At 42.2% G+C, this 396-nt stretch carries 1 protein-coding gene; it reads right to left on the bottom strand.

The window, feature by feature from the left end:
* Positions 1-147: 147 nt before the first annotated feature.
* A partial coding sequence (locus tag QEH52_RS20290; RefSeq protein WP_308952782.1) for a hypothetical protein occupies positions 148-396 on the bottom strand: 249 nt, incomplete at its 5' end.

Raw genomic sequence — 396 nt, 5'->3', positions numbered from 1 at the left:
CGTGGAGGCCAGGCACCCAGCCTGAGGGTTTCGGATTAGTGAGGGTTATCGGATTTCTAGCGCGTAAAATGGGTTGACCTGTGCCGTCTGGATCTACGGTTCTTTTGGTCTGTGGATTGTGGCTATGATTCAAATGTTGGAAATGCTTCACCTTAGGCCATCAGATTCTCTTTTCTTTATTTTTGATGCACGTTTGTTAATTCTTTTAAGGTGGTTTGATATGATGTCCCACGCTATAAATCCAGTTCCTGATATGAATAGAGTGAAGCTAATTCGATTTGAGAACTCTATCGCACTTTGGAAATTTATTGGCTGGGCATTGATTCTCGCTAAATAGAAAATCGATGATGCGACAATGAGTAGCGCTCCTGTAATGCTTTTCATTTCTGTAGATCG

It is taken from the genome of Thalassobacterium maritimum (assembly GCF_031127805.1).
In the GTDB taxonomy this organism is placed as follows: Bacteria; Verrucomicrobiota; Verrucomicrobiia; order Opitutales; family Coraliomargaritaceae; genus Thalassobacterium; species Thalassobacterium maritimum.
The sequence above is the reverse complement of the archived record's forward strand: the minus strand, read 5'-3'. Positions and strand labels throughout refer to the sequence as shown.